The sequence below is a fragment of the Streptomyces malaysiensis subsp. malaysiensis genome (genome assembly GCF_040653035.1).
Lineage (GTDB): Bacteria > Actinomycetota > Actinomycetes > Streptomycetales > Streptomycetaceae > Streptomyces > Streptomyces malaysiensis.
This window is the reverse complement of record NZ_JBEZNG010000046.1, coordinates 32816-50393: the sequence shown is the minus strand read 5'-3', so window position 1 is coordinate 50393 and position 17578 is coordinate 32816. Positions and strand designations below refer to the sequence as shown.

Sequence of the window (17578 nt, the reverse complement as noted above, 5' to 3'; positions counted from 1 at the left end):
GGCGAAGTGGCCGCCGTCCAGGGTGGAGATGGCCGTCGCCGCGTGGCCGGTTCGGCATTGTCGCGCCGGAGACGGCGAGGAAGACGCGCCTGTTGATCGTCATGACATGACCTTCCGGCAGCATGTGCGGAGGCGGGAGCGCGGGCACGGGCCGGGCAGCAGGGTGCGCCGATACATCCCATGTCCCTCTAGGGGTCCCATGGGATCTTTGGGACTGTCAAGAGACTTGACGTCGAACGATACGGGGGCCTGCTGCGGAAGTCGGGACGACAGCCCTGCGACATGGGCGGCAGGAGAGGTCAAACATCACATGTCGCCGACGATTCCGCCCCGCCGGACACCGCCCGACTGAGGTTTCATCGCGATCTCCACGCCGGCCCGGTGTGCGGTATTGACAGCCTTCGGGGCTCCCCTATCATCCATCTCTGTCCGGTGTTTCGACGGACGTTCGAAATATCGAATCACTACTTCTTGTGTCCCACGCCATCCAGTTGACCTGCGGCACGTCGCGACATGTCATGCCCCTGATCAGATGCCCCTTCCAGGAGGAGACGGTGCAGTCCTCATTGGTTTCCATGCCGGGCGGGGTTTCCCGCGGACGGCGTTCGCCCACCGCCTTGGCCACGGGCTCGGCGCTGATGTTGATCGCGGTACTGGTGGCGGTGTTCGGCCGGCCGGTGCCGGCGTCCGCCGCCGACACCGGCCCCTGTGACATCTACGCCTCGGGCGGCACGCCGTGTGTGGCCGCGCACAGCACGGTGCGGGCGCTCTTCGGCTCGTACGCCGGCAAGCTGTACCAAGTCAGGCGCTCGTCCGACAACGCGACCCGGGACATCGGCGCCCTGACGGCAGGCGGCGTCGCCAACGCCGCCGCCCAGGACGCGTTCTGCGCGGGTACCTCATGCGTCATCACCTGGGTCTACGACCAGTCCGGGCACGGCAACAGCCTGGGCTACCAGGGGCCGGGCGGAGTCGGCGGTTCCGACACCGCCGCGAACGCGACGAGTGAATCGCTGACGGTCGGGGGCAACAGGGCCTACTCGCTGCACATCAACCCGAAGAACGGCTACTGGCGTGACGGCCACACGACAGGCGTCCCCACCGGCAGCGCACCCGAGGCCATGTACATGGTAACCAGCGGCACGCACGTCAACAGTGGCTGCTGCTTCGACTACGGCAACAGCGAGACCACCCGCAAGGCCGACGGCCCCGGAGCCATGGACGCGATCAACTTCAGCACGCAGTGCTGGTTCGGCGGATGTTCCGGGAACGGCCCATGGGTCCAAGCAGACCTCGAATGGGGCCTGTACTCCGGGGGCAGCCAGTCCTGGAACCCGAACCAGAGAGCCTTCACCAGCAAGTTCGTCACCGCCACACTGAAGAACAACGGGACCAGTCGGTTCGCGATCAAGGGCAGCAACGCGCAGTCAGGGAATCTGACCACCCTGTACGCCGGCTCGCTCCCCAGTGGCTACAACCCCATGAAGAAGCAGGGGGCCATCATCCTGGGCAGCGGCGGTGACTGCTGCAACGGCAACACCAACCTCAGCGCCGGCACGTTCTACGAGGGAGCCATGGTCTCCGGCTACCCCTCCGACCAGACGGAGAACGCCGTGCAGGTCAATATCACCACGGCCGGCTACCGCTGAACCGGGGCGCTAACCGGCCCCGATGAGCGCCGCGAGCGATCGCCTCGATCCTTCCAGGAAGGAACCACCTCGTGTCGAAACCACGCGGACGATTACTCCGCTTCCTCACGGCTGCCGCGCTGATCGGCACCGTTTTCACCACGACGGCCTCGGGCCACTCGGCCGCCCAGGCGGCCCCGGGCAGTCCGGCGCTCACCCCACCGCTGGGCTGGAACAGCTGGAACAGCTTCGGGTGCGGGGTCACCGAGGCACAGGTCCGTCAGGCCGCCGACGCGATGGTCTCCTCGGGCATGCGGGACGCCGGTTATCGATACGTGGTGGTCGACGACTGCTGGTTCGACCCGCAACGCGACACCGCGGGCAACTTGCGGGCCAACCCGACAAAATTCCCGAGCGGAATGAAGGCGCTCGGGGACTACATCCACGGGAAAGGCTTGAAGTTCGGCATCTACCAGGTGCCCAACGAGCGCACGTGTGCGCAGGGCGGGGGCAGTTACCCGGGGGCCACCGGCAGCAAGGGCCATGAGACCCAGGACGCTCGCACGTTCGCCTCGTGGGGTGTGGACTACCTCAAGTACGACTGGTGCTCCTCCGCCGGCACCCGGGACGAGCAGGTCGCGCGGTTCACACTCATGCGCGACGCGTTGCGCGCGACCGGGCGCCCGATCGTCTACAGCATCAACCCCAACAGCTACCACGCCATCACCGGCGACACATACAACTGGGGCGAAGTCGCCGACCTGTGGCGGACCACCGAGGACCTGCTCGACATCTGGCAGAACGGCAACACCAACAGCTACCCGATGGGCGTGGGCAACGTCGTGGACGTCACCGCGCCACTGGCCGCGCAGTCGGGTCCGGGCCACTGGAACGACCCCGACATGCTCGTCGTCGGCCGCCCCGGGCTGTCGCTGACCGAGTCCCGCTCCCACTTCGCCCTGTGGGCGCTCATGGCCGCGCCGCTCATGGCGGGCAACGACATCCGCACCATGTCAGCCGATGTGAGCGCGGTCCTGCGCAACCCGCGCCTGCTGGCGGTGAACCAGGACCCGTTGGGCGCGGGCGGGCGCAGGGTGCGCGATGACGGGGACACCGAGGTGTTCGCCAAGCCCCTGTCCGACGGCTCGGTCGCCGTGGGCCTGTTCAACCGGGGGAACGGCACGGCGACCGTCACCGCCACGGCGGCCCAGATCGGACTGTCCGGTGGGTCGTTCACCCTCACCGACCTGTGGACCGGCGGGACATCGAGCACGACCGGACAGGTCTCGGCGAGTGTGCCCGCACACGGTGTCGCCGCGTTCCGGGTGACCGGCGGCACTCCGCTGGCCGCCACCACATCCCGGCTGCGCGGTGACGGGTCCGGCCGTTGCCTGGACGTGGAGAACGCCTCGACCGCGGCCGGGGCGAGGGTAGTGATCCGGGACTGCCACACGGCCGCCGGCCAGCTGTGGACCACCTGGGCCGGTGGGGAGATACGCGTCTTCGGCGACAAGTGCCTGGACGCCTACGACCAGGGCACCACCAACGGCACACGCGTCATCACCTGGCCCTGCAAGGGACAGGAGAACCAGAAGTGGACACTCGAGGCGAACGGTTCGGTCCGCAACGTCCACGCCGGTCTGTGCCTGGACGTCGACCAAGCCGGCACGGCCGGCGGAACCCCACTGATCCTGTGGACCTGCAATGGTCAGGGCAACCAGCGGTGGACCCGCGGGTGAGCGGCGCCGCACACCGGCCGGCCGGCCCCGGGCCGTCCACCCCCCGGCCGCCGGCCCACCCCTTCCGGGCCGTGACGATGCCCGCCGCCGTGCCATCGGCTTGTAGTCCACCCGGCTCCTCCAGGAGGCACTCATGACCCCGGCACGACCTCGACCCACCCGTCCGGGACTTGCCCGAGCGGTCGCCTGGGCGGCGAGTCTCCTGCTGGCCTTCACCCTCGCGCCCGCCGCGGTGTTTCCCACGGAGGCCAAGGCGGACAACCCGATCGTGCAGCACATCTACACCGCCGACCCCGCACCTTTGGTTTATGACGGCCGCGTCTACCTCTACACCGGGCACGACGAGGACAACTCGACCAACTACACCATGAATGAGTGGCGGGTGTGGTCCACCGCCGACATGGTCAACTGGACCGACCACGGCTCTCCCCTCAGTGTGGCTTCCTTCAGCTGGGCGTCCGCCAACGCCTGGGCGGGCCAAGTCGTCAGCCGCAACGGAAAGTTCTACTGGTACGTGCCGACGACGGAGCGCGCGACCGGCCGCATGGCCATCGGCGTGGCAGTGTCGGACAGCCCGACCGGACCGTTCCGCGACGCCCTCGGCCACCCGCTGGTGGGGAACGGCGAGATCGACCCGACCGTCTTCATCGACGACGACGGCCAGGCGTATCTGTACTGGGGCAACCCGAACCTGTGGTACGTCAGGCTGAACCCCGACATGATTTCCCACTCCGGCAGCCCGGCCAAGATCCCGCTCACCACGGCGGGCTTCGGCACACGCACCGGTGATCCCAACCGGCCCACGCTGTTCGAGGAAGGGCCCTGGGTCTACAAGCGAGGCGGCCTGTACTACATCGTGTACGCCGCCAAGTGCTGCTCGGAGTTCATTGCCTACTCCACCGCCCCCGGTCCGACCGGACCGTGGACCTACCGCGGAACGATCATGCCCACGCAGGGCGCCAGTTTCACCAACCACCCGGGCATCGTGGACTTCAAAGGCACTTCCTATTTCTTCTACCACAACGGCGCGCTTCCGGGCGGGAGCGGCTACACCCGCTCGGTCGCTGTGGAGAAGTTCTCCTACAAGCCCGACGGCACCATCCCGACGATCACCATGACCAGTACCGGGGCGCCGCAGGTCGGCGCGCTCGACCCCTACATCCGTCAGGAGGCCGAAACGATCGCCTGGGAATCCGGGATCGAGACCGAGCCGTCCAGTGAGGGAGGCATGAACGTGGGGTACACCGAGAACGGCGACTACATCAAGGTCAAGGGTGTCGCGTTCGGCGCGGGCCCGTCTTCCTTCACCGCACGCGTGGCCTCAGCGACCGGCGGCGGCTCCATCGAACTGCGTCTGGGCGGCCCCAACGGAACGGTCGTGGGCCGGTGCGGTGTGCCGAACACCGGCGGCTGGCAGACCTGGACGACGGTGTCCTGCCCGGTCAGCGGCCTCACGGGCACGCAGGACCTGTATCTACGGTTTGCGGGCGGCAGCGGCTACCTGGTCAACGCGGACTGGTGGCGGTTCACCGCCGACGCCACCACTGCCCTGCCGGGGCGGCCAGGCGGATGATGGCCGACGGGCTGGCGCGGGCCGCGCGACCGCCCCGTCGTGGTGGCGGTGAGCGCGTCGGGCCCACCTGGCCGCGTGCCGCAGGGCCGGCACCGGTTCCGCGGATCAGCCGAAGACTCTGCGCTGGGTCTCGCGGCGTAGTCATCGAGCGTGTTGTCCAGGTGGACCGTGGCGGCCTCGGCCGCCACCTCCGGGTCGCCCAGATGGCCCGGTACACGGCGGCGTGCTCCTCCACCGCTTCCGCGGCATGACCGCCGACCGCGCCGTGCAGTCCGATCGTGCTGGACTGACCCCGCAGTCGGCGTGCCTCACGCACCGCCGCGACGAGGAATGAAGCCCGCCCGGCGTGAGGACCCCAGCAAGCTCTCGTCGTCCGTCACATAGAGCCCCGCGCCCCTTCTGTGCGCGCACCCGGCCGATGGCCGAGAGGATCTTCACGGCCTCCCGCACCACCGTGCGACTGGTGCCCAGGCGCGACGCCAAGTCCTTCTCCGTGGGCATCCGCTCGCCCGGCTCCAGTCGCAACTCGGTGATGAGCTCAAGGATCTGCTCGGCAACCAGCTCGTATCCGGGACGGTAGGGGCCCGTCGGCCCAGCGTCGCGTGGCTCCTGTGGCGGCTTGCCGTCTGCCGCCGCTACGGACTTCTCGTCCAACGGCTTGCCTCCTTCGACGCGGGGCACATCACTCCGTCGGTGGCTGGTCCCCTGCTGCATCCGAGTTGTTCACGAGAGGCTGTCATCCCCGCGGCCCACCCCTCGGGCCGGGCGAGTGAACCGAATCACCGTCTGCCGACCGGGCATCCGGCTGGTGGCCACGATGAGCGGAGTCGTTCATGTCAGCGAAGGTCCGCGCGGTCGGCACGGTCGGCGCGAAGAGATCGGGAAAGCGACGCGGACGCCTCGGGGGTATGGCCGCGGGTGGCGTGCTCGCTCTGGTGGCCGTTGCCGCCTGCGGCAGCGGATCTGCCGGGCCCGGGACGGCTTCCATCCGGTGAAGCACACAGACGGCACGTTGACGGTGTGGGTCGACTCCACCCGTCTGGCGGCTGCGAATCTGTACAAGGCCCGGCATCGGTGAAGATGGACATCGTCACCTACGACGGGGGACGCCAAGGGCTCCACCTACCTGCGCACCAAGGCGAGCCTGTTCAACCGCGCCCGCCACGGCTGGCCGGACGTGGTCTTCAGCTCCCAGAACATCGAGACGTCCTGGGCCGCGGGGGCGGGCTTCACCGCCCCTCTGGACAAGGGGCTGCACGTGCGGAGCAGGTGTGGGCGGGTGCCGAGGACGGGTCCGTGCGGATCGGCCCGATCTTCTGCCGCCGCTGGTGACCGTCCGCGTGGGCGATCCCCATGGCGGACGGCTCGCGCACCTGATCGATCTCCTGGCCACCGAGGTCGGGCCCCCGCCGCCGGCGGGCGCTGACAACCTGGTCTGTCCCCTCGGGGAGGTCCTGGCCGACTGGTGGCAGGACGCCGCCGAGGCCGTCGCGGCCAACCGGGCAGACGGCCACCGTCCGCCCGCTGCGGCCGAGCCCACCCGGAAAAGCCTCGTCAGCGCAGGGCGATGTCCGTGTCCGAGGCACGGAGCGCCTGAGCGAGGAGGCCCGCGCCAGGGCCCGCCAGCCAGCGGTCGAAGCGCAGCAGGAAGGGGAACTCCGCGCGCAACGCGTCGAGGTTCGCGTTTCCCGCCAGCCTGCCGTCGTCTACGAGCGCTTCCAATTTGCCGATGACCTCGTCCTGTGCCGACAGCGTCGTCGGCAGGCGGCTGTAACTGATCGTCCGACCAGCGGCCTGGGTCAGATGCTCGGCCAGGTCATTGCCGGTGAGAGCGTCACCGGCAATCTCCATGGTGCGATGGGCGTAACGATCGGGTGAGCCGAAGACCGCGGCGACGATGCGGCCGATATCGCGTACGGCGATGAACTGCATGGCCTGGTCGGGGCGCATCAGGAAGGACAGGTGTCCCCGGTCGAGGCCCGTTCCGAGGGTCACGAGGAGTTCCATGAACGTGGCCGGCCGAATGATGGTGCAGGCGATGTCCAGGTCCCTGACATGGGCCTCGATACGGCTCTTGGTGTCGAGATGAGCGACGCCCGTTGTCGAACCAGCGGTGACCGCCGAACTGTAGACGAGGTGGGCGACGCCGCAGCGCTCGGCGATCTCGGCCACGGCCGCGCCGAAGCGGACCTCGTCCTCGTTGGTCACGTCGGCGCCGGCCTGGCCTGAATTCGGCTGGACACTGAAGACGCCATGGGCGCCGGAGAAGGCCGCGCGGAGCGACTCCGAATCACCGAGGTCACCGCGCACGGTTTCCACGCCGACGGCGGACAGGGACCGGGCCCGGTCGCCGGACGGGTCCCGCACGACCGCGCGCACCCCCCAGCCGCCAGCCCGCAGCGCCGCGGCGACCGATCCTCCCTGCTGCCCCGTAGCGCCCAGGACGACCACGGTTTTGTTGATGTTGGTCACGCCGACCACGCTGCGCTCTCGGCGATCACGACCGTATGCCTGATGGACATTGCTGATCCTTCCTGATGCCTTGTGAAGTCAGTTCGGAGACGTGCTGGTCACAGGCGTGCTCCGGAACTCGGACGGAATGGTTCGTACCGGTGTCCGCTACGCTAAAACCTGACGCTGACGTCAGGTGCAAGCGGGACGTGGAGTCGAGCCAGGAGGTCGCGATGCGGATCGGCGAGGTCGCCGCGAAGGCGGGCGTAAGCGTCAGGGCGCTGCGCTACTACGAGCAGCAGGACTTGCTCCAATCCTCCCGAAATCCGGGTGGCCAGCGCCGGTATCCGAACGATGCCGTCGAACGGGTCAGGTTGCTCCGACAGCTCTACTCCATGGGCTTGACCAGCAGAACCATTCGCAAGGTGCTGCCGTTCGCTGACTCCGGTGGGGCGTCACCGGAACTGCTGGAGCTGCTCGCGGCCGAACGCGACCGCCTCGACCGACAGCTGACGGACCTGCGGGACGCGCGCAGGCGGCTGCACGACTGCCTCACCGAGGCGCGCAATCATGACGGAACGGGAAGTTCATCCTGACGCAGGGGGCGGCGGCCCGAGTGGGCAGTTGACACGTCGGCGGCGCCAGGGGCATGCGCGAAGCGACCACTTCCCTTGTTGATCAGAGACTCAATGGTGCATCAAGTCCTCGATTTCGTTGCATAGTTGGCCGGCGGTGACCTCGGCGGCGTCGGCGGGTCCGAGCCGGACGGCATCAGCGCGACTGGCGCGACCACGAAGAACTGCCCACCGGCCTCAGCTGCGCCGACCTCGTGGGCGCCCCGGCCGTAGGCGCGCCTTTCGGCATGGTCTACCTCGAAGCCATGGCCTGCGGCACCCCGCCCATCGCCACCACCACCGACGGCCCTGCCCGCACCATCAAAGCGACCGGCACCCACGCCACCGGCTGGCTCGTCGCCCCCGACGACCTCGCCCACACCCGGGTACGACTCGCGCCCGCCCATGCTTTCCAGCGGACCGTACCCCCGGCCAACCGCCAAGCCCCGGAACCGGACAACCCGCTCTCAAGCGCGACGGCACCTGTCACACACCCGCACGACGGGCCTGTTGCCTCGGCGCCCAGGTCCTGGCGAGCGGCGTGGTCATGCGCACACCCTCACATACTGCTCACTGCCGAGCTCCGCCACGATGGGTCTTGCCGGCTGTCGACTCTTCATCCTCCACAGGTAGCGGGATGGATGTGCCATGAGATGAGACCTGTACTCGTGATGGCAAAACTCTGAGCTCAGGTTCGATAGCGCTGTGTAGGCGTGCGCGGTGACATGGAGGGGGGCCCAGGTGGGCGGGACGTTGGTAAGGCGTCCTTGAGGAGACGAGGCCATACGGTCGACCTGCTTATTCCGATACGGTGGGTGTAGTCCCACATAGCCAGGGAAGGAAGGCGTGAATGGCAGACGCAGGGGACGCCGGCTCGGCACGATATCCACTGGGTCCAACGATGATCATGATCCTCCAGGGGCGTCTTTTGGAAGGACGGGTAGAGGACTCACTGAAGGGCATGGGCCTGTCCCTGCGACGCCTGGGCCTCTTGGGGCACCTTCGGCATGATCCAGGCATATCGTTCAGCGCACTGGCGCGGCGAGCGGGGATCAAAGTGCAGAGCCTGCATCCGATCATCGACGCGCTGATCTCTGACGGATACGTCGCCACCGTCGGGAGTGGGGGGCAGGGCCGCGCAGCGGTGATAGAGCTGACGGACCGCGGTGTGAAGGTGCTCGAGCGGGCAAACCAGTTGATCGCGGACTACGACCACGAGGTGTTCGCCGAGGACGAGTGGAAGGACCTGGGAACAGCGCTTACCCATTTGGGGGAGGCGTTGTGGCGCGAGCGTATGGCCTCATCCGGCGGCGTGACCGCTCCGGCGGCGCCCCCCGTTGCCGGGCGTCCTTCCCGAGGCTGACGTCTTCTCTGAGTCCGTCGGAGCTTCCTTTCCTTGGGAGTGGTTGTTCGGCCATGCCCTGCGAGGGCGTTTGAAGTAGGCAGATTGCCCTTGATGCCCTGGCCAGTGCCGCATCAGGCGACGTTCGCCCTGCTGACTACCTGACGTAGGTGTTCGTCGGCGGCGTGCTTGTTCCGCCAGATGATGTAGCGGCGGATCATGCTCCCCTGCTCCTTGTGGCTGGAGTGGTCGGTGCCGTCCAGAGCGAAGTAGCGCAGGGCGGTGAACTGGGCCTCGATGCGGTTGAGCCAGGAGCTGCTGGCCGGCGTCTAGGCGAACTCCACGTTGTTGGCCGCGGCCCGGGCACCCACGCGGGTGTCCTTCTTCGTGGTCAGGTGCGGGGAGAAGTTGTCGAGCACGATCGCGATCCGCATCGTGCGGGTAGAGGCTGCGCAGGTAGCGGCAGAATTCCAGGAACCTCGTCCGGTCCGGTGCCGATGATGCAAAAGCGGTTACCTTCAGGACCGGCGAGCACGACGAAGTCGGCGTCGTCCGGATAAAGATCCCAGTCGATGCGCTGGGCCCCCAGGGACACCAGTCGCTCGACTTCGGCGGCCTGGTCGGCCGCGTCCCCCGGCATACAGGTCCAGGCGGATCCGCGGATGCTCCTGGACGCCGAGCCGCATGTCCGGGCCGACCACGTACTCGTCGGAGTCGTCCGACAGCACACCCACCGTGAGGACCTGGCCCTTGCGCTTCTTGTCGGTCAGCCCGTCGATCGCCGCCTTGAAGCTCGGGTACCAGTTCGCGGGGTCCCGCACACGCCTCGTGGCCGGGAAGTACACGCCGCGGATGTAGATCCATTCGAGCCTGGAAATGCGGGCCAGCGTGTCAGCCGCGGTTTCGTCGCTCGATGTGGAAGTGAACCATGGCATGTTATACGGTACTGAGTACCACTTGGAACTTGATACCGAGGAGTCTGCCATGGATAGCCGGACCATCGTGTTGACCGGCGTGACCCGCGGCTTCGGGCGCGAGACAGTCGAGTTGCTGATCCGGGAACGGCCGCAGGACCACTACGTCGTGCTGGCTCGCCGCGGCGGCGAGCGCCTCGCTGCGGAACTCGCCCAGGCCACCGGCGCTTCCGCGGTCACAGGCGTGGACTGTGACCTTGCTTCGCTCGCCGAGATCAGGCGGGCGGTGGAGGAGATTCTGCGTGGGCTCGACACCGGGTACCTGCCGCCGCTGGGTGGCTATCTCGGCAACGCCGGCCTGACGGTCACGACGACCGAGAAACGCACCACGGACGGGTACGAGATGACCTTCGGGGTCAATGTGCTGTCCCACTACCTGCTCGTCAGGGAGCTGCTGCCCCGGTTTACCGGTCCGGGCTGGATCGTGCTTACCTCAAGCGACTGCCACTTCGGGCAGTTCCGCTATACGCTCGGCGCCACGCCGCCGCCACGCTGGGAGACGCCGGAACGACTGGCCACGCCTCGTGCCGGTGGCGCGCGGGAGGCCGGGCGGGCGTACGCGACCAGCAAACTCGGCGTCATCTACCTGGCCCACGCGCTGGCCCGCCGCCTGCCCGAGAGCGTCGGCGTCTACTCCTACAACCCTGCGCTCGTCGCGGGCACCGATTTCTTCCGCCACGCCCCGGGGCCCGTGCGGGGCGTGCTCAACGGATTCTTCCAGCTTCAGCGATTCCTCGGCCGGGGCATGACGCCGCAGCAGGCGGGCGCGCGGCTCGCTGAGACGATCCTGTCCGGGCTGACCGCTCGGACCGGGTCCTACCTCGATCGCGGCCGCCACGTGCCGTCGTCGCCAGAGTCGCACGACGAGGCCCGCGAGGAGGAACTGTGGCGCGAGGCCGCCCGTCTCGCCGACGCTGACCGCCGGGCGGAACGAGCGGATATCCTGGACGAATGAGCGCGAACAAGTTTCCGGTGGAGTCATTGCGGGACCGCAAACGTCGCCAGACTCGGGAACGGATCATCGAGACGGCCTTCGCGCTCTTCATGGAGCGGGGGTTCGATGTCGTCACCGTGGACGAGATCGCCCAGCGGGCCGAGATCGGCCGCACCACCTTCTTCCGCTACTTCGGCGACAAGCAGGAAGTCGTCTTCTCCACCGAGGACGACTTCCTGCGCGCGCTCACCGCGGCCATGCGCGATGCGCCCACCGAGCCGCTCCAGGATCTCCCGCAGGCACTGGCCATATCTCGGCGGCTGCTGCTCGCGATCTGCACCGAGGCCGCCCGCAACCCCGGCCACTACGCGGTTTACCACCGTCTGGTCAAGCAGCACCCCGAGCTCGAAGACCGCCACACCCGCAAGACCCGGCACTACGCCGACCTCCTCGAGAAACACCTGATCGACCACGGCACCCCGCCAGCCACCGCCGTCCTCGCCGCCCAGTTGACCGTCGCCTGCTACCAGGCGGCGTGGCGCCTCGGCAGCCACGACGCGACGGCGGTGCTCCGCGAGGCGAATGACGCCTTCGACCTCCTGCTGGGCGCCACCGCCGCATAACCGGCGGACCGGCCTTTGTTCGGCCGGGACATACGCAACCTCGCAGCGGGCTCGACCACCAGTCCAGCACTCAGGCAGATACAGTTCCCGATCAATCAGCCGAACCGCACTCGTTCTTCGCGGCCAGGAAGCGCTCTTTGATCGCCCAGCGCGTCCCGGCGGTTCGCACCAACTCCTGAACGGTATCTGGGTCGCTTGAGGAAATCGGTGGTGACTGTCGCAGCGATCGAGACCTTGCAACGCCCGCTCGGCCATTCAGGCGTTGAGCAGTGTCATGTGCCGCACCCAAGCCCACGTCCAGTGGAGCTTCATCACCCTCATGACCCGCCGTGCCTCGCATTGCGGCGGACCCGCGTCGGCCACGAATTCGACCGTTCAACCACCCAGCGTTTGGGCAACAAGACGAAGCCCTTGACGTCCTTGGGCCGGGAGACGGCCTTGACGGTGATGCCGAGGGTGGCCTGGGCCCAGGTCCTGAACTCGTCTCCACCGTAGCCATTGCCCGCCCAGACCAGTCTGAGACTGCTGAGAGCCTCGGTGTTCTCAGCGGTGTGCGTGGCGCTGTCCGCGGGCGGACACGTGCTCGCCTCGGGCACCGGGGTCGCCCTGTGGTCCCTGGCGCCGGCTGAGCTGCGGTGCTGTGCCTCGTGGGTCCCCTGGCCGGACGGGAGCGGTCGCTGCCCGGCATTGCGCTCGCTCTGCTGGCCGGTCAGTTCGGTCTGCACCTGATCTTCCCCCTCGGTCAGGGCTCCACGGCCCCGCTCCGGCCAACCGTTCCAATGGTGCGTGACTACGAGACGCTGCCCGCCATGTACGAACGGCTCGGCCAGCACCTCGGCCACCGTTGCAGGGGCATCCGGAAGACGCTGAAGTGCGCGTTCCGCGTCGCCGAGCGCGGGCTGCGGCCGCTCGGCCTCCTCCCGCAGCCGCGCGACCTCTTCCAGCACCTTCTTCTCCCGGGCCTCCAGCAGACCAAGCACCGACGGCACCAGCCACCTCCACGAGCGACGCGAGCGGACGTACCTTCCCATCTCTCCCACCGCCAGCAGGAGTTCATGTCCACCCAGCCCAAACCAAACGATCACGTTCGGAAAGCGGAAGGCGTCTCAGTGCAAAGTGCACAGCGGACGTCCTGGTGAGCGGGGCACGTCAGGTCTGTGGGGTGTCTCGTATCCCTGGTGCGTAGGAGAGTGATCAGTGTCGCGACCGCGAACGCGACTACGAACAATGAGTAGTCCCGAGTCGCGGATGGCAGGCCACCTCCGTGCACGACGAGGATCCCGGCGACGATGGCGGGCAGGCCCATGCCCAGGTAGCAGATCACGTAGATCGAGGAAAGGACCCCTGCGCGCTCGTGTTCCGCAACCAGTGGCACGACGGTGCGCATCCCGCCCTGGAATCCCGCACCGAAACCGATCCCGGAGACGAAAGTGCTGGCAAAAAATCCAGTGACCGACGACGCTTCGACAGCCACCAGGGTCCCGAGCGAGCCGAGCACGAGTAGCGCGATTCCCAGGAACATCACAGTCCTGGCGGGCGTGCGGGCGAAGGCGACGGTAGTGACGGACGACACCGCGGTGAGCACGAACAGTCCAAGACCACCGATCACCACGGAGTCTGTGCCTGACAGTTGCTGGGCCAGGGCCGGGGCGAGTGATCCGTAGAAGCCGCCGAGCGACCACACGGCGAACAGCACCGGTGCCACCGCGAGGAGAGTACGGCGCAGGTGCCGGGGCACCACGAGTTCGGGTACGAGAGCGGTACGCAGTCCGGGCCTGCGGGCGGTGGTTCGCGGAAGCAGCGCCACGCCGAGGGCCTGCACGGCAAAGACCCCGATGAACACGACGTAGACGAGCCGGGTAGGTGCCGGCAGATACTGGACGATCAGTCCAGAGAACAAAGCGCCGATCCCGGTCCCCAGTCCGGGGGCGACTGCGTTGGCGCGTGTGCCGCGTTCGCGGTCGATGTCCAGCATCGCCGCGCCGAGTGTGCCCAATGCGCTGCCGGTCGCGACTCCTTGCAGGATCCGCCCGGCGAACAGGGCTCCGATGTCGTTGGCTTCGCTGAACGCGACCATGGCGACGGTCTGCAACGCCAGCGCGCCCAGAAGCACCGTTTTGCGACCGAGATGGTCGGATGCCCTGCCGAGCACGAGTAGCGCGGACAGGACGGCGATGGCGTACGTGCCGAAGACGATGGTGGTTGTTATCGGCGAGAAATGCCATTGGTTGGCGTATGTGGCGTAGAGCGGCGTGGGTGCGCTGGAGGAGGCCAGGAAGGAGATGATGATCGAGGCCAGCAACAGGAGGCTGCGATGTTCCGGACGCCGGAGGGTCTTCATGGGGAGTTCCAAGTAGGTGATTACCCGTTCTTGGACTCAGGGTTCAGGGCCCAGGAACGGCGGTCTGTCAGGCTGCGTCGGGGTAGGCGGCGGTGGCGCGGATTTCGACAAGCGGCCCGGGGCTGACCAGACCACTGACGCCGATCAGTGACCAGGTCGGGTGGAGAGGGTTGATCAGGCGCGCCTTGATCTTGGAAGAGCCGGGCAGGTGCCGGTGGATGTCGACGTGGTAGCTGGTCACATCGACGAGCGCGGACAGATCGAAGCCTTCTAGCCGGAGGATCTCCGCGATGAGCACGATAGCGATCTCGGTTTGTTCCTCGACGTCGTCAGGGATGGTGCCGTCGGCTCGGCGACCGACCGCGCCGGCGATGGACAGATGCCCGTGCGAGCGAACGGCGGCGGGTACACGGCGCACATGGCATCGGCTTGTTCGTCGGTGACCGCCTCGACGTGGTACATCGACAGGTCGGCCAACCCCTCGGTGGTCGCCTCATAAGTAGGCCTGGTCATGTCCTCAGCTTGCTGGCAACGCTTTGACCTGGCGATAGGCAAAATTTCCTGACCTCGATAGAATCTTGCCATAAGCGTTCATCGAGTCGCGATTCTGGCCCTGGACGAGGTCTTTCCCCTTGATCTGGCGATCCCAGCGCAGATCTTCTCCGCACGGGAGACCCCGTACCAGACGACCGTGTGCACCTTCGACGCGAAGGTGCACACCACCGGGGGCTTCGCGGTAGTCACCGACGGAGGCTTGGAACAGGTACGCACCGCTGACACCGTGATCGTCCGGGGTCCGAGCCACCCCGTCGACAGCCGGAAGCCATGCTCACCGCACTGGCCGAGGCACACGAGCAGGGTAAGCGAATGGTGTCGATCTGCACGGGATCGTTCGCGCTGGCCGCGGCAGGTGCGCTGGACGGCCTGCGTGCCACCACCCACTGGCAGTACGTCGACGAGTTCGACGATTTTCCTGCTGTGTCAGTAGATCGCGATGTGCTCTACGTCAACGAGGGCAACGTCCTCACCTCGGCCGGAGTGTGCTGCGGCATCGGCCTGTGTCTGCACATCGTGCGCCGCGACCTCGGCGCGGTAGTGGCCAACCGGATCGCGCGCGGCCTGGTCACCGCCCCACACCGCGAAGGCGGGCAAGCCCAGTACGTGCCCGCCCCGTCGCAGATCTGGAAGGCACGGGCAACGTCCGGGTGCTCGGTGATCCACTACCGGACCTCGCGCACGTCGCCGATGAGGCGGTGGGCGGGCGCCCGGTTGTCATCGACCTGTCCGTACGGCGGCTGTACTGCGCAGCCCCCACCTGTAGAAAGCTGACGTTCGTCGAGCAGGCCGAGGGACTGACGGAGCGTTACCAGCGACGCTCGCCGACTCTGAAGCGGGTGGTCGAGGCTGTCGCCGTGGCTTTGGCCAGCTCGGCCGGAGCCCGTCTCCTCCCCGCTCCGCATCACACGGTGTCCTCGGCGAGTGTGCTGAACTGCCTGATGCGCATCCCCGTTCCGCCCGCGTAACACCTCAAGTCGTCGGGGTCGACGAGTTCGCGCTGCGCAAGGGGCACCGTTACGCCACCATCATCACCGACGCCTCCACGAGAGACCTGTGGCACGGACTCATCGAAGCAGCCTGGAAACAGGAAGGTCGAGTAGCACCCGAGTTCAGCCCCCGTCGGCCCTTGAGCCGCAGAGTCATGCTAAGTTTCAGTCGTACTGCAAGTAGAGAAGGTGATGGCATCCCTTCGTAACCACAACTGGCACTCCGTCGATGGCTTCGAACGCAATCGCGGGACACCGAGTGGTGCCCTTCCATTGCCGGCTGAGGCGCGTCCACATACCTGCCCCAAGGAACCTTCATGTCCACCGAAGACACCCTCAACTCCGCAAAGTGCGACCAGCCATGACCAAGGTCCTCCTCTCTCTCTCCATGTCCTGGCCGCCATCATTGCGATCGGCCCTGTCAGCATCGCCGCCAGCATGTTCCCGCCAGCCGCCCGCCGTGCCGTAGCCAACGGCCCAGATCCGTCCGGGACCGCAGCCGTCCAGCTCTTGCACCGCATCTGCCGCGTCTATGCCGGCATCGGCCTGGCCGTACCTGTCTTCGGCTTCGCCACCGCCTCCTACATGAACGTCCTAGGTAGCGGATGGTTGATCACCTCCATCTTCCTGACCGCGGCCGCGGCCGGCATCCTCGTCGCTTTCGTCCTGCCCCGCCAGGACAAACTCCTCGACGACATCACCAACCACAACCCCATCGAACAGTCACACACGGCTCAGCTGGCCATGTTCACCGGTTTCTTCAACCTGTTGTGGGCGATTGTCACCGTCCTGATGATCGTTCGCCCGGGCTCCACCACTGGAGCATGACCATGCGCCGCAACCGCACTCATCTAAAACATGAACTTTGCTGCCGTACGGGGTAATGCACGATCTCACCTTGCGCAGGCAGTCGCGTGACCGGCGTGGCGGCAGGAGGCTCCGGCCGATCTCCAGGCAGCCGAGTCGGCGGTCACGCCTCCGGGTGGAGGGAAAAAATCCGCCGGGTGCGACGCCGCTGATAAGGCGCCGAGTCCGGCAGGATCCCGAACAAGGGCAAGCTGGCCAAGGACCTCAACGAGGTCATCCGCTACACCCTGTGGTCCGTCTTCAAGCTGAAGGACGCGCTCCCCGAGGACCGCTCCGGCTACGCCGACGAGGTACAGGAGCTGTTCGACCAGCTCGCCGCCAAGGACGTGACCATCCGCGGCACCTACGACCTGTCCGGCCTGCGTGCCGACGCCGACCTCATGATCTGGTGGCACGCCGAGACCGCCGACCAGCTCCAGCAGGCGTACAGCCTCTTCCGCCGCACGAAGCTGGGCCGCGCGCTGGAGCCGGTGTGGTCGAACATGGCGCTGCACCGCCCGGCCGAGTTCAACCGTTCGCACATCCCGGCGTTCCTCGCCGACGAGACGCCCCGCGCCTACGTGAGTGTCTACCCGTTCGTGCGCTCCTACGACTGGTACCTGCTGCCCGACGAGGACCGCCGCCGCATGCTCGCCGACCACGGCAAGATGGCCCGCGGTTACCCGGACGTGCGCGCCAACACGGTCGCCTCCTTCTCGCTGGGCGACTACGAGTGGATCCTCGCTTTCGAGGCCGACGAGCTGCACCGCATCGTCGACCTCATGCGCCATTTGCGCGCCTCGGGGGCCCGCATGCACGTCCGCGAGGAGATCCCGTTCTTCACGGGGCGCCGCAAGGAGATCGCCGAGTTGATCGCCGGGCTCGCCTGAGCGGAGGAGACGTGACCGGCCCCACGGTACGGGTGTCCCGGGCCGGCTCGCCCTCCGTGGAGCCGGTGGTGCCAGGCGT

The 17578-nt window shown here is 67.4% G+C and carries 12 protein-coding genes and 6 pseudogenes; 11 read left to right on the top strand and 7 right to left on the bottom strand.

What is annotated here, in order from left to right:
• The first annotated feature begins 518 nt into the window (after nt 1-518).
• The 3 genes from AB0E24_RS43720 (at nt 519) to AB0E24_RS43710 (ending at nt 4940) form a co-directional block, all read left to right on the top strand.
• Nucleotides 519-1649 (top strand): arabinofuranosidase catalytic domain-containing protein, encoded by a 1131-nt coding sequence (locus AB0E24_RS43720; protein ID WP_435865391.1) that lies wholly within the window; start codon nt 519-521, stop codon nt 1647-1649.
• A gap of 71 nt (nt 1650-1720) precedes the next feature.
• Entirely contained in the window at nt 1721-3367 is a 1647-nt protein-coding gene (locus AB0E24_RS43715) for a glycoside hydrolase family 27 protein (RefSeq protein WP_359385446.1), read from the top strand.
• Between the two features lie 133 nt (nt 3368-3500).
• Nucleotides 3501-4940 (top strand): glycoside hydrolase family 43 protein, encoded by a 1440-nt coding sequence (locus tag AB0E24_RS43710; protein WP_359385443.1) that lies wholly within the window; start codon nt 3501-3503, stop codon nt 4938-4940.
• Between the two features lie 105 nt (nt 4941-5045).
• Here AB0E24_RS43710 and AB0E24_RS43705 read toward each other — a convergent pair.
• Both AB0E24_RS43705 and AB0E24_RS43700 read right to left on the bottom strand, forming a co-directional pair.
• Nucleotides 5046-5654, bottom strand: a pseudogene (locus tag AB0E24_RS43705) (FadR/GntR family transcriptional regulator).
• 840 nt (nt 5655-6494) lie between these two features.
• Complete coding sequence (locus AB0E24_RS43700; protein WP_359385441.1) at nt 6495-7412, bottom strand: NmrA/HSCARG family protein; 918 nt, start codon at nt 7410-7412, stop codon at nt 6495-6497.
• A gap of 212 nt (nt 7413-7624) precedes the next feature.
• Between AB0E24_RS43700 and AB0E24_RS43695 the strand changes: the two genes are divergently transcribed.
• The 3 genes and pseudogenes from AB0E24_RS43695 to AB0E24_RS43685 all read left to right on the top strand — a co-directional run bounded on the left by AB0E24_RS43695 (nt 7625) and on the right by AB0E24_RS43685 (nt 9368).
• On the top strand, nt 7625-7987 hold the full coding sequence (locus AB0E24_RS43695) for a MerR family transcriptional regulator (RefSeq protein ID WP_359385439.1): 363 nt from the start codon (nt 7625-7627) through the stop codon (nt 7985-7987).
• A gap of 200 nt (nt 7988-8187) precedes the next feature.
• Nucleotides 8188-8691: pseudogene (locus AB0E24_RS43690) on the top strand (glycosyltransferase family 4 protein); the annotation flags it as partial.
• 215 nt (nt 8692-8906) lie between these two features.
• Entirely contained in the window at nt 8907-9368 is a 462-nt protein-coding gene (locus AB0E24_RS43685) for a MarR family winged helix-turn-helix transcriptional regulator (RefSeq protein WP_158525822.1), read from the top strand.
• A 113-nt stretch (nt 9369-9481) separates the two neighbouring features.
• Here the strand turns inward: AB0E24_RS43685 and AB0E24_RS43680 are convergent.
• Together AB0E24_RS43680 and AB0E24_RS43675 are read right to left on the bottom strand one after the other, a co-directional pair.
• Nucleotides 9482-9836, bottom strand: a pseudogene (locus tag AB0E24_RS43680) (transposase); the annotation flags it as partial.
• Nucleotides 9835-10021 (bottom strand): annotated as a pseudogene (locus AB0E24_RS43675) (VOC family protein); the annotation flags it as partial. The pseudogenes AB0E24_RS43680 and AB0E24_RS43675, both read right to left, overlap by 2 nt.
• Nucleotides 10022-10331: 310 nt before the next feature.
• On the opposite strand from AB0E24_RS43675, the gene AB0E24_RS43670 reads away from it, so the two are divergent.
• Nucleotides 10332-11276, top strand: a complete 945-nt coding sequence (locus AB0E24_RS43670; RefSeq protein ID WP_359385436.1) for an SDR family NAD(P)-dependent oxidoreductase — start codon at nt 10332-10334, stop codon at nt 11274-11276.
• Nucleotides 11273-11878, top strand: coding sequence for a TetR/AcrR family transcriptional regulator (locus tag AB0E24_RS43665; RefSeq protein WP_251773134.1), 606 nt, complete (start codon nt 11273-11275; stop codon nt 11876-11878). The genes AB0E24_RS43670 and AB0E24_RS43665 overlap by 4 nt, the downstream gene beginning before the upstream one ends.
• 317 nt (nt 11879-12195) lie before the next feature.
• Here AB0E24_RS43665 and AB0E24_RS46120 read toward each other — a convergent pair whose 3' ends face one another.
• From AB0E24_RS46120 to AB0E24_RS43650, 3 genes are all read right to left on the bottom strand, one after another.
• A complete protein-coding gene (locus AB0E24_RS46120; protein ID WP_435865390.1) occupies nt 12196-12867 on the bottom strand; it encodes a hypothetical protein in 672 nt (223 codons plus the stop codon).
• 92 nt (nt 12868-12959) lie between these two features.
• On the bottom strand, nt 12960-14219 hold the full coding sequence (locus AB0E24_RS43655; protein WP_359385434.1) for an MFS transporter: 1260 nt from the start codon (nt 14217-14219) through the stop codon (nt 12960-12962).
• 67 nt (nt 14220-14286) lie between these two features.
• Nucleotides 14287-14637 (bottom strand): Rid family hydrolase, encoded by a 351-nt coding sequence (locus AB0E24_RS43650; protein ID WP_359385432.1) that lies wholly within the window; start codon nt 14635-14637, stop codon nt 14287-14289.
• 165 nt (nt 14638-14802) lie between these two features.
• On the opposite strand from AB0E24_RS43650, the pseudogene AB0E24_RS43645 reads away from it, so the two are divergent.
• The 3 genes and pseudogenes from AB0E24_RS43645 to hemQ form a co-directional block, all read left to right on the top strand.
• A pseudogene (locus AB0E24_RS43645) lies at nt 14803-15392 on the top strand (DJ-1/PfpI family protein); the annotation flags it as partial.
• Nucleotides 15393-16124: 732 nt separating this feature from the next.
• A pseudogene (locus tag AB0E24_RS43640) lies at nt 16125-16591 on the top strand (hypothetical protein).
• Nucleotides 16592-16803: 212 nt separating this feature from the next.
• Nucleotides 16804-17499 carry a hydrogen peroxide-dependent heme synthase gene (gene hemQ / locus AB0E24_RS43635; protein WP_359385463.1) on the top strand — a complete coding sequence of 232 codons (696 nt, stop codon included), beginning with the start codon at nt 16804-16806 and terminating at the stop codon, nt 17497-17499.
• Nucleotides 17500-17578 lie beyond the last annotated feature (79 nt).

Bases quoted from the DNA above. Each gene is read 5' to 3' on its own strand.
- AB0E24_RS43655 (WP_359385434.1), bottom strand. From the start codon at position 14,219: ATGAAGACCCTCCGGCGTCCGGAACATCGCAGCCTCCTGTTGCTGGCC.
- AB0E24_RS43695 (WP_359385439.1), top strand. From the start codon at position 7,625: ATGCGGATCGGCGAGGTCGCCGCGAAGGCGGGCGTAAGCGTCAGGGCG.
- AB0E24_RS43720 (WP_435865391.1), top strand. From the start codon at position 519: ATGCCCCTGATCAGATGCCCCTTCCAGGAGGAGACGGTGCAGTCCTCA.
- AB0E24_RS43665 (WP_251773134.1), top strand. From the start codon at position 11,273: ATGAGCGCGAACAAGTTTCCGGTGGAGTCATTGCGGGACCGCAAACGT.
- AB0E24_RS43670 (WP_359385436.1), top strand. From the start codon at position 10,332: ATGGATAGCCGGACCATCGTGTTGACCGGCGTGACCCGCGGCTTCGGG.
- AB0E24_RS43685 (WP_158525822.1), top strand. From the start codon at position 8,907: ATGATCATGATCCTCCAGGGGCGTCTTTTGGAAGGACGGGTAGAGGAC.
- AB0E24_RS43710 (WP_359385443.1), top strand. From the start codon at position 3,501: ATGACCCCGGCACGACCTCGACCCACCCGTCCGGGACTTGCCCGAGCG.